Here is a 10,240-nt window from a genome sequence, read left to right on the forward strand (position 1 = left end):
GTGAAGCTACGTCGCTTGCTTCACGTCGCCATGCCGCTCCCCGACGAGCCGCTCGACTCGTGGGTCGAGTTCATGGCACACAGCTACAGGGCGACCGTCGGCGAGATGGCTCGCGCATTGGGCCTGATCGACACCGACGGCGTACCGGCCGCGACTCCGCAGTCCGCGCGGGCATGGTCCACAGCGCTCGAACCGCAACAACTCAAGAATCTCGAGCTGACGACGGGACGACCGGCGGACGAGTACCGAGCGATGACACGCACCGCATTCGCCGCGAACGCCATCCGCTTCACACCGCAAGGACGGATCAGCGCTTCCTGCCCGAGCACTGGGGTCGCCGCGCGGTACTGCCCCGACTGTCTCGCCGATTCGGGCGGCAGGTGGCGACTGTCGTGGCAGCTCCCCTTCGGATTCGCCTGCCTGCGCCACAAGCGGCTCCTCGTGGATCTCTGCCCTGGATGCGGTCACCCGCCGCGCCTCATCGGACACCCGATCACCCTCGTACCCGAGCCGGGCCACTGCCACAACCGACCATCGGCCGGTTCCCCGTCCATACGCGAACGCTGCGGCGCCGACCTGACCGCGGCCGAAGAGTTCGCCGCGGCGGACGAAGCGACGCGTGAGACGCAGCGCATGATGCTGCGAGTGGTCGCCGCCGGCGCGAGCGACTTCGGGATCTACGCTGACGCTCGACCGAGCACCATCCACATCCTCTCCGACATGCTGCTGCTCTCCCGCGCTGGACGGCAGGCGCTGGTCGACGGGCACAGGTTCGAGTGGATGCCCGCCAGCGCAACGACGGGTGAAGCGATCACGTCGCATAGGGACACGGGTAAGGTCGCGCTCCGGCCGAGCACCGCGCGGGAAGTTGCACTCGGCAACACGATCGCATTCGAGGCACTGAAGGCAGGCGAGCGCGTTGCCGACGTGTTGCGCGGCCGGGTCAGCGCTCATGCCGCGCTCGACCACTACTCCCCACCGCTGCGCGACCACGTGAGCCGGGCACTCGGCCGAACTCGACGACCGACGGCGACCCTCCAAGCGATGAAGGTGTCTGTGGCGGACCCGGAGTCGCGTGCCGCCAAGGTCCCCGCCGTTCTCTGGCCGGAGTGGACGGCCCGACTTGCGCCACGACGACTCGACGCTGAGGTCGCCGGTGGGGCGTTGGCGGCCGCGGTCGTCTTCACCGGGACGCGTCTCACGCACGGATCAGCGATCAAGCTCCTCGACCCCGAGGCACAAGGACGCCAGGTCAGTCACGTCATGCGATCCCTCGGCCGCAACGCACCCGAGGCGGACACCATCCGTGCGATCGCTCGTCTGGCCGCGTTCCTCGACGAGACGTCACCACCGATCGACTTCGCCCGCCGCAGGGCGCTCGACTATTCGGGCATCCTGCCTCGCGACGAGTGGCACGAGATCTGCCGGGCGGTCAACGTGTTGCCGGGTGGGGATCGGCGGTGGCAACTCGCGCGCGCTCATCTCTACTCGCTCCTCAGCGGCAACCGACTCGCACGGGCGCCGTTCGCTCGCGAAGACGGCTTCCCGTCGTTCTCCGAGGTCAGCAACTTCCGAGACGCACTCCCCGGTGGTGTGGCGACAGCGCTCCGCGAGGCTGCCGCGGCGTTCTTGAAGACAGCTGGTATCGACGAGCCGCCGTCGTGGGTGCCGAGTCCTGAGGTCGCTGGCATGGGACCTGATCTCCCCGAGCCGAGTCGCTCGGAGTGGCCGCACGCTCGCCCAGCTCGTGCGGCTGTGGAGCCGTCGCGGACGATCGCGGCCTACTCAGCGGGGCGATCCGTCATGGAGATCGCCGTCGATCACGGCGTCGCGCGTCAGACGGTCGGTCGCGTGCTTGCGGATGCCGGCGTTGACACTCGACGCGGCCGGAGGCGTGCCGCGCTAGACGCGGATTGGCTGCGGCAGCGGTACATCGTCGAGCGGCACACCATCCCTGAGATCGCTGCCGAGGTGGGTGTCACGATGACCACGATCAACCGCCATCTCGAAGCCGCCGGAATCCCACGCAGGCCAAGAGGTAGCGCGAGCCGATCGACCGCGATCCGCATCGACCCACGCGCTGGCGACTCACCACTCTTGGGGAGGATCCTCGTCGGTCAGGACGCGGTGCAGCGCGCCGAGCGCTTCTTGATCGTCACCCGCCACGCCACGATGACGGCAGCCGCGCGCGAGCTTGGCGTGACGCTCAGCATTCTCGCGAGCCAGATGAAGCGTCTCGGCGCGGATGCTGGCGGGCCGCTCATCACACGGGCAGTACGAGGCCAGCCACTCACTCTCACCGCACTTGGCGTCGAGGTTCGACGCGAACTGACGCGGGCGTTTGCAGTCAGCGAAGCCGAAGATCCGGTGCGTCTGCCGGAAGAATCTCAGTGAGCTCAACGCCGAGCGTCTGCGACATCGCCAACAACGTTCGAATCGTCGGGTTCGCCGGCGTCCCCGGCTTCGACTCGCCCTTCTCGTACTTCTGGTACGTGTAGCGCGTCAGCCCCGAACGGTAGGCCACGTCCTCCTGGCTGAGGCCTGCCTGGGCGCGTAGCCTTCGAAGGTTCGTGGCCAGCTGGCCGACATAGTCGCTCCAGGCCGCGTCCTCGGGTCTGGTGCGCTTCGCCACCGATCCAGCGTTCCGGCGAAGGGGCGTCGGTATGGCCTAATCGGTATGGCATCCTGATGAGGACATGCTCGAGGGGGTGACTAACTCGGCTCGGGGCTGGGGTCAGTCGCCGGCGTTTCGTCAGTGAGCAGGTCACGCAAAAGCCTCAAGCTGGCGAGGACCTCGTCGAAGGTGATGATGCTCACGGCGCGAGAGTTACCACGAAACAGCTCAAGGGACTTCGTCCTGTCCGGCTGATCCGCCGGTGGCAGCCTCCCTGCGATGACGAAGCAACCGATCGAGTATGCCTCGAGGTCGTATTGGCGCGAGTCGCTCTTGACGTTAGCGAAGTGCACTTTGAGTTGATGAGCCTGGTCCAGGACCTGAGTCACAGCTTGCGAGAGTTCGGAAGTTATGCCGAAGACGCCGTCACGGTACGCGGTCGACTTCACAATCTTGGTAGTCGGAGTCTTGATCTCGACGAGTGCCACGTTGGCGGTGAGTGGATTCTTGACCAGGTAGTCGGCGATCTTGTTGCCAGAGCCGTCGAGCTTCGTTCCACCGACAGACGCCTTTGAAACGACGCTAACCACAGGTGAGCCGAACACCTGCTGGAGGGCAAACGCATTCGACTCGAAGAACTGCTGCCAGTGCTCCTCGCCGTACTTCTTCTCGATGTCGGCTTCGAAGCGTTCGATGAGTCGGTCTAGATTCACCAATTCAAGGTCGCGCTGGAGGGCGACCACCGTATCCGGTGCAACCTCCGCCGCTACGCGAGCCTGCGCTTGCATCGCCGACAGGAGCTCAATCTGGTCGTCATCGGTCAGCGCCTCTTCGCCGTTCGCTGCTCGAGTCAGCAGCTTCGTCATGGTGAGCCGACCGAGCTTTGGCCGGGAGTGCTCGAGCCCGAGGGCGTCCGCGAGGTGGTTGTTGACGAAGGAATCCTTCACGCGACTCGCTGCGATGTTTCCTCGATTGTTGATCCGGACAATCTCCGACCAGAGTTCCTCCCATGCGGCTTGCCCCATGCGAAACACGTTGTCGTCGACCTTGATGCCTGACCCGGGTACGATCCTCAACTCCGAGCACTCGCTGTGTTCTTCGATTAGCCGCACCAACCGATTGTTGTCCTTCAGGAGACCAAGTCCATACTGCGGGTCCTTCACGAACCCGGCGGGGAGCGACTCTAGGAACTCCTCCACGCTGAACGTGTCCGGACCAAACGGAACCGGCGCTCCTTCTTCTTCGAAAGGGTTGTCGACCGCGCCCGCGGCTGAGTGCTCGAAAGTGATGCGCGAGAGTTTCGAGTACTTCGGTTGGAAAAACCGCTCGCTCCCCGCGATCGTGTTCAGCGGTGCTGTGATGACCAAGCCATCCTCGACCGCTCGCTCCAGCAAAATGTGCCGAGTCGTGGTCTCGACATACTCCGTGGACGAGACTCGCGTCCGTCTCAGCGGGAAGGCCACGTACTGGAGTTGCCCCTCGGAACCCGTGCCCTCCTCCAATCGCAGACTCGGCTCCGAGCTGTTTCCAAAGCGTGCCATGGCGTCTCCAAGGTGTGCGTCCCAATGCACCGTATCGGGTAGCCAGCGTCGTCTGCGAAGGCGTGTACGGCGTAGGAGTGACTGCCGTACCGATAGCTTTCGGTGGAGGTCGACATAGCCCCAGGAGGAGGTTGCCAATGGCGGTTTGGTCCGAGTTCGAAGAAAAGGAGTTCGAGACTCTTGCGAACGTCGCGCTCGTCACCGAGCAGGTCGTCCGCAAGCGCAGTGTCCAGGTCTTCAGTCCCGGTCAAGTCCTCGAGAAGACGCTCGGCTTCGACTTCGCAACAAACGTTGGATTGCATACGCGATTGCACCGGCGGCTCTTCGGCTCGACGCCTGGTGCGCCGGGAGCAACGCCCGCCCAACTCGCGCAGCTGCGGATGCCGATCGCACCATCCACTCGCCTGCTCAACTTGTTCCTGCAATACAAGCGCCCTGAACACTTCAAGCAGGGTCACCGCTCGGCGCTGTGGCCGCGAAACGAGGAGTTTCTTCGATTCACCGTCTCAGAGAGCAACGTCAAGGGCGGCGGCTACCACTTTGATCAGATCCAGGCGCTTGACGCCCTGGCGGCATCCTTGGGATCTGAGGCGCTCGTCCGCTATGCGTGCCCGACGCTCTGGAGAAAGGTTGATCTGTACGGGGTGTTCGGCGCTGGTCAATTGCTCGAGCACACGACCTTCGTTGCGCCGAGCAAGTTGGCCGATGCGACAGGTCAGGACCCATTCCATCGTCGATGGACCTTTCAGCGGAGCCGCCCCGATGCGGGCATACCCAATCCGAACGGCGAGCTCACGTCTGTAGAGGACGGCGAGGACCTCATAAGTCACGCAAGAGCAGTCGCCGCCGACTCGCCTCGGAGGGACGAATATCCCCAAGCCGTTCTCCGCGAGGCCGCACTCGCACAGCACGTTCGGGGCCTCGTCGATTCTCGGAAGTCCAGACTCCGCGCCCGAGATCGCGTAACCGCGGACGTCGAAGACAGCGCGATTGAGAAGGAGTTGAAGCGAGTTCCTGCGAGCGAGCGGACGATCGTTCGCGCCTCGGTAGATCTGGCGACGATCGCTCGTGACCTAGGGGTGCAGTGGACTGTGCTCTCCGTTGGATGAAGCCGACGAACTAGTGGCTACTCAGTTGGCCCCGAGCACACCTGCGTTGACGCTGCGGTCGATAGGGCGCGTCAACTCTGTCATCGAACTCGCTATCGCCGGGTGCCGATATCGTTGAGCTATCTTTCCTGCGATCGAAGGAGCGTCGATGCTCGGCGTAAGCACGCTGCAGCTGTCTCTGCCCGTGGCGCGATCCCACATCTCGCGCCAATCGACAAGTCGAGCAGAATGATGTTCGGCCGTACCGCGGCACAAGACCCGCAGACTCGGCCGGCGCGGTTGGCCAGGCTCGCGCGAAGCGGGAATCCGGAGCTTCGTGCGCTGGTCGCGTGCAACATCAGCACGCCCCCGAATGCTTTGGCTGCGCTTGCCGGCGACAGCGTGCTTGGCATTGTCGCCACGGTCGCTGGCAATCCGTCCACCCCTGAAGCTTCGCTCGAGCGTCTCGCGAACAGCCGGGATGAGCACGTTCGAGCCGCCGCGTTTGGGAACCCGAGCACGCCCGGTGCTGTCCTCGGGAACATACTCAACGGCCGGGCAACAACTCTCGCAGAGAAAGTTGCTGCGGCTGGTAATCCTTCGACGCCGGTAGCGACTCTCTCCCGCCTCACGTGGCGCGACGCGCCGCAAGAGATCAAGCTGGCGGTGGCGAGGAACATGCAAGCCTCGGCGGAGACCTTGTCGGGCTTGTTCAGTTGGCACGACCGGGAGAAAGCGAACATGCGGGCAATAGCCCGGGCCCTGGCAGAGAATCCCGCAACACCAACATCGACGCGAGCGTATCTCTACGAGCAGGAGGATCTCCGTGCGATCGTCGTGGCCACGACTCCTGTGGAACCGATCGCGAAGCGAATCTCCCAAGTGCGCAGCAGTGGGTATGTAAGCCCGGCGACCTTCGAGCTTCTCGCGAAGGACAAGGACCAAGCGGTACGGCGAGCCGTCGCGAGTGCACCCGGTACTAAGGAGGCCATCCTCGAGCAGCTCGCGAACGATTCTGCGGAAGGGGTCGCGGGTGTGGCTCGAGCGCGACTGGCGAAGGACAGCGCCGAGATTCGGCGCCTCGCGCAAGAAGAAGACCCGGTACTTCTAGAGGCCATCGCGCGAAACCCGCGAACGCCACCCGAGCTGATGCCTGAGCTCGTTCTGGCCATTCTCGATACGGCTGGAGAGGATCTTCTTCGTGACTACGCCAAGGAGGCGTCTACGCCGGCTGACGTGTTGCGGCGCCTTGCGGAGCACACAAGTGCAAGTGTCCGATTTGCGGTTGCGTCGAGATCGGCCACACCTTCGGACGTGCTGAAGATACTCGCCCTAGATTCTGCACCGAACATTCGAGCGGCTGCGGCGCGGATTCAGGGAATGCCCGTCTCCAGTCTCGTCAACCTCGTCGCTGACGCAGACAACGCCGTGCGAAAGGCCGTCGCAGGCAACGTGTCCATGCCGCCAGAGCTGTTGATGCGGCTCGCGGTGGATGATGTTGCTGACGTCGTCGCAGCTGTGGCAGCCAACGCATCAGCCACAGGACCAGTGCTCACGAAGATTGTGAACGACCAGCTCGCTCGTCGAGCTGGTCGACCTGCGAGACCCGCGTACAGCACCGAGCGTGACACTTTCCCGCTCGAACCTCTCATATCGGCTGGGGGAAACTCGAACACTCCCGATGAAGCTCTGACCGTGCTTGTCAACTCGGTCGCGGGGGTATTTGCGCGGTCGTCCTCTCCCCGCGATGAGCGACGCCTCGCAGAGGAGGCCCGTGTGTGGGCCGCTGTCGCCAGGAACGAGAAAGCCTCTCCGGATGTGCTGGAGGCTGTGGCTCGCAGCGCCCATCGCGAGCTTTGGATGAAGGGAGACCCTGATCGGGTACCTCGCGATCTTGAGGGGTCCCGTGAACGCATTCTGACCGACATCATTTATAACAGTGGCTCCAGGGTCGGGACTCTCGAGTTTCTCAGCGACGGCGAATGGGTAGCCCGTCGGACGACGACGCGCAGCGAACGTGACGATGGTCACACCACCACATGGACAATCTGGGATGGCAGCGCAACGGCCGCCGCGAAAGCCGACATGGCGCGCAAGGTTCGGCGCGAGATCTCGCGCCGGAGTTGGCAGCGGGAGGACAGTCAAGCGGACCGGATCGGATTTGCCACCAATCCAGACGCAGCGCCTGAGATCCTCGACGAACTCGCCAACGATCCGGCGGATGCAGTCCGCCGGGCAGTCGCCGAGAATCGTTCGACGCCACCTGCTGCATTCGCGCGCCTCGCGGCGGACACCGAACGTCTTGTTCGCATTGCCGCCGCAGGCTCTTCCCATCCAGACGCGGCGATTCGCGAGCACGAGCGTTCCGGATATACGCCAGAACCTCGTGAGGTCGCGTATCGCGATGGGTTTGAGTCGCTCGCCCAGGATGTTGATCCGGAAGTGCGCACCGCGGTCGCATCAAACGCGGGTGCTTTCTGGGTGGCGCTCACCGAACCGAGTCGAAGTCGAATGGTCTTCGACGAGGAACCCTCCGTGCGCTCGGCGATTCTCTCCTCGATCGCCGCTAGGGATCATGTGTTCGGCGGGATCGAAATCTCAGCGTCCGCGATCGAGCACCTGATAAGGACGGGCACGCCCGAAACGTGGCGCACGCTGGCTGGCAGATACGGCGAATTCCCGCTCGAGATCCTTGAATGTTTGGTCGCTACGGGGGATGCCAAGACGGCCGCCCTCGTAGCGGCCGACTACCACACGAAGGGTGATCTGCTTGTTCGGCTTGCAAGATCGACTGACAAGGATGTCGTTGAGGCGGTAGCGGCGCGAGCCCGTTTCGGTGAGCGGCGCGATCTCAATGACGCTGTCGGAAATGTGCTCGTTCGTAACCCGCACACACCTGAACTCTTCCTCCGCCAGGTCGCGTACGGTGGGACGAAGGACGAGGACATGATCAAGCTTGCGATCTCCCATCCGAACTTCCCGGAGTCGATGCTCATCGGCCTAGCTAAAGGGACGGACCAGCGTTGGATTATGGCCGCGGCAGCGAGCCGGAATCCGCGGGCCCTTGCCGCCGTCGCTGCAAACGGTCAAGCCTCGGTTGAGGCACTCGCGTACGTTGCGACTTACGGTGGGCAAGAGGCTCGCGAGGCATTGCTCGTCAACAAGAGCACGCCGCCTGAACTGCTTCTGCGCCTGATCGAACAGAATCCGCACGGATAGCAGCTCCGGCGCCGACGGTGGTCAAACCAGAAATGCCGGAGCGACATCGATTGGCGAGCCCGTCGCGCGATGTCAGCGTCTCTCCGGAGGCCCTGGCGCGTCCCAGACGCGATCGAAGGTCTCCTGGACTACCGGCCAAAGCTCTCGCATCGCGTCCTGTGCTGACGAGATCGAGTCGGAGGCAGGTGAGAACACAACGAACTCGTGAGGGATAACGCGTCCGGCGGAGTCGCGCCGGTCCAGCGGGTCGGGGAAGCGTGCGACGACGACGTCGCCGTCCCTCCTAAACGCAGGCATCACATTCTCGACACCGGCGAAGCGGCGGAGGTACTCCGCTCGTGGATCGTCAAGGCCAGCATCGGACAAGAACCTAAACCCCCACGTCCGACCGCGCGTCGCCCAGATGAACGTCACTTACTGCTCCGGAGAAAGACGTCATCGGCTTCGGCTTCATCAAGCTTCAGTTGGAAGCCCGTGAGGGTGCTGCGCAGATTCTCGTGCTTGGAGACCGCATCTCGGTTGGCCGCTGTGAGTTTGTCGCCGCCCATCTTCGCAAGGTCCTCAATCGCGGAGCCGAAGTGAGTCAGGATGAGCCCGAGGGAGGTCAGAAGCTTGTTGTCCTTGCCGGCAAGCTTCGTTGCCAGCGCACCGAGTCCTCCGAGCGCGGCGGCCATCGAGACTCCTCCCGCGACAAGATGCTCGTAGACCTTGCCGCGATCCGTCATCCCCTTCGCCCACCTGACGTGACGATCAAACGGCAGCATGGCTGCGAGTGGAAGGATCAGGTCGAGCCCCACGCGCTCCGTGACCTCGATCTTGCCGGGTTCAAACTTCGCGGACGAGAGCAAGATGAAGTCCTCGCCCACTGACAACGCTTCAGGTGCTTCGATGAAGCTCGCAAGCGTGCTCTCGAGCTCGTTGAGTTCGTGGGTGGCCTTGTCAATCACGAGGTCGCGAAAGTCGATCACGCCCATATCGGGAAGCAAGTCGCACTTCGAGAGGGCGAGTACCCAGATTCTGGGGAACTCGACGAACTTCTTGCCCCCCTCGAGCAAATCTTCTTTCATAAGGCGGAGACCGTTGCTCACGTTGGCGAGGAGCGACTTGAGGTACCGCTCCTCTTCACCGGCGTTGTCAAGGAGCCTTTGCCCATCTATGAGGAGGAGGGCGACATCCGAGCGAAGGAGCCGCCGGAATGTTGCTATTCGCGCGTCTGCTTCAGGTCCCTCGAGATCCTGCGCGAACCACTCACCTGGGTAGTCGTGCCAGACGATCTGCACTGCGTCGAATGGTCGGCGCTTCGTGTCGTTCCCCTGCGGAGAGTCCTTGGCCCTGACCGTGAAGGCGTAGGTTTCCGAGTCGAAGCGGGTAGTGAGCGGCACGGTCGCGGATCCGCGCATGCCGAGGTACGCCTGGTACAGCGAGCGACCCTGGGACTGCTTGTCCGCGACTACTTCGTAAGGGTGCTCGGCCTTGTACGCCTGTTGCTGTGTCGCCCCATAGAACGATGAGACCAGGACGGTCTTGCCGCTGCCGCTCTCTCCAAAGACAGCGATCTGCTGCTCGATCTTCCGGTTCTTCGCCATACGTGAAACCTACCGAGTCCTTTACCGCCTCCGAGCGAACCTCGAGATGGACAAGTTGCGTGCCACTGGCTCATGCCGAACATGGACATTTCGTCTCTTCCTGCCCTGAAACCGTCGCATACGGGTGGACATCTCCGGGCGGTTCCTACAATAGGTGTAGGTTCCACGTGAGTATTTGGAGTCGTGAGCGCC

7 protein-coding genes are annotated in these 10,240 nt (G+C 63.4%); 3 read left to right on the plus strand and 4 right to left on the minus strand.

Annotation, left to right across the window (positions count from 1 at the left end):
* Positions 1 to 2,394, plus strand: a complete 2,394-nt coding sequence (locus B4F19_RS07880) for a TniQ family protein (protein WP_292733925.1) — start codon at positions 1 to 3, stop codon at positions 2,392 to 2,394.
* Here B4F19_RS07880 and B4F19_RS07885 read toward each other — a convergent pair.
* Both B4F19_RS07885 and B4F19_RS07890 read right to left on the minus strand, forming a co-directional pair.
* The gene (locus B4F19_RS07885; RefSeq protein WP_292733928.1) at positions 2,348 to 2,632 is read right to left on the minus strand and encodes a helix-turn-helix transcriptional regulator; all 285 of its coding nucleotides are present in this window, start codon (positions 2,630 to 2,632) and stop codon (positions 2,348 to 2,350) included. The two genes, B4F19_RS07880 and B4F19_RS07885, sit on opposite strands and share 47 nt — an antisense overlap.
* An 80-nt stretch (positions 2,633 to 2,712) precedes the next feature.
* Positions 2,713 to 4,116, minus strand: a complete 1,404-nt coding sequence (locus B4F19_RS07890) for a Shedu immune nuclease family protein (protein ID WP_292733931.1) — start codon at positions 4,114 to 4,116, stop codon at positions 2,713 to 2,715.
* A 176-nt stretch (positions 4,117 to 4,292) separates the two neighbouring features.
* On the opposite strand from B4F19_RS07890, the gene B4F19_RS07895 reads away from it, so the two are divergent.
* Together B4F19_RS07895 and B4F19_RS07900 are read left to right on the plus strand one after the other, a co-directional pair.
* Complete coding sequence (locus B4F19_RS07895; protein ID WP_292733934.1) at positions 4,293 to 5,264, plus strand: hypothetical protein; 972 nt, start codon at positions 4,293 to 4,295, stop codon at positions 5,262 to 5,264.
* A 1,359-nt stretch (positions 5,265 to 6,623) separates the two neighbouring features.
* Positions 6,624 to 8,462 carry a hypothetical protein gene (locus tag B4F19_RS07900; RefSeq protein WP_292733937.1) on the plus strand — a complete coding sequence of 613 codons (1,839 nt, stop codon included), beginning with the start codon at positions 6,624 to 6,626 and terminating at the stop codon, positions 8,460 to 8,462.
* A gap of 72 nt (positions 8,463 to 8,534) precedes the next feature.
* Here the strand turns inward: B4F19_RS07900 and B4F19_RS07905 are convergent, their stop codons facing one another.
* Together B4F19_RS07905 and B4F19_RS07910 are read right to left on the minus strand one after the other, a co-directional pair.
* Complete coding sequence (locus B4F19_RS07905; protein ID WP_292733940.1) at positions 8,535 to 8,876, minus strand: hypothetical protein; 342 nt, start codon at positions 8,874 to 8,876, stop codon at positions 8,535 to 8,537.
* The gene (locus B4F19_RS07910) at positions 8,873 to 10,048 is read right to left on the minus strand and encodes a TRAFAC clade GTPase domain-containing protein (protein WP_292733943.1); all 1,176 of its coding nucleotides are present in this window, start codon (positions 10,046 to 10,048) and stop codon (positions 8,873 to 8,875) included. Before B4F19_RS07910 ends, B4F19_RS07905 begins: the two co-directional genes overlap by 4 nt.
* Positions 10,049 to 10,240 lie beyond the last annotated feature (192 nt).

It is taken from the genome of Microbacterium sp. UBA1097 (genome assembly GCF_002313585.1).
Lineage (GTDB): Bacteria > Actinomycetota > Actinomycetes > Actinomycetales > Microbacteriaceae > Microbacterium.

What these genes read in the sequence shown, in the direction of transcription:
- B4F19_RS07895 (WP_292733934.1), top strand. Translation starts at nt 4,293, where the DNA reads ATGGCGGTTTGGTCCGAGTTCGAAGAAAAGGAGTTCGAGACTCTTGCG.
- B4F19_RS07910 (WP_292733943.1), bottom strand. Translation starts at nt 10,048, where the DNA reads ATGGCGAAGAACCGGAAGATCGAGCAGCAGATCGCTGTCTTTGGAGAG.
- B4F19_RS07900 (WP_292733937.1), top strand. Translation starts at nt 6,624, where the DNA reads ATGCCCGTCTCCAGTCTCGTCAACCTCGTCGCTGACGCAGACAACGCC.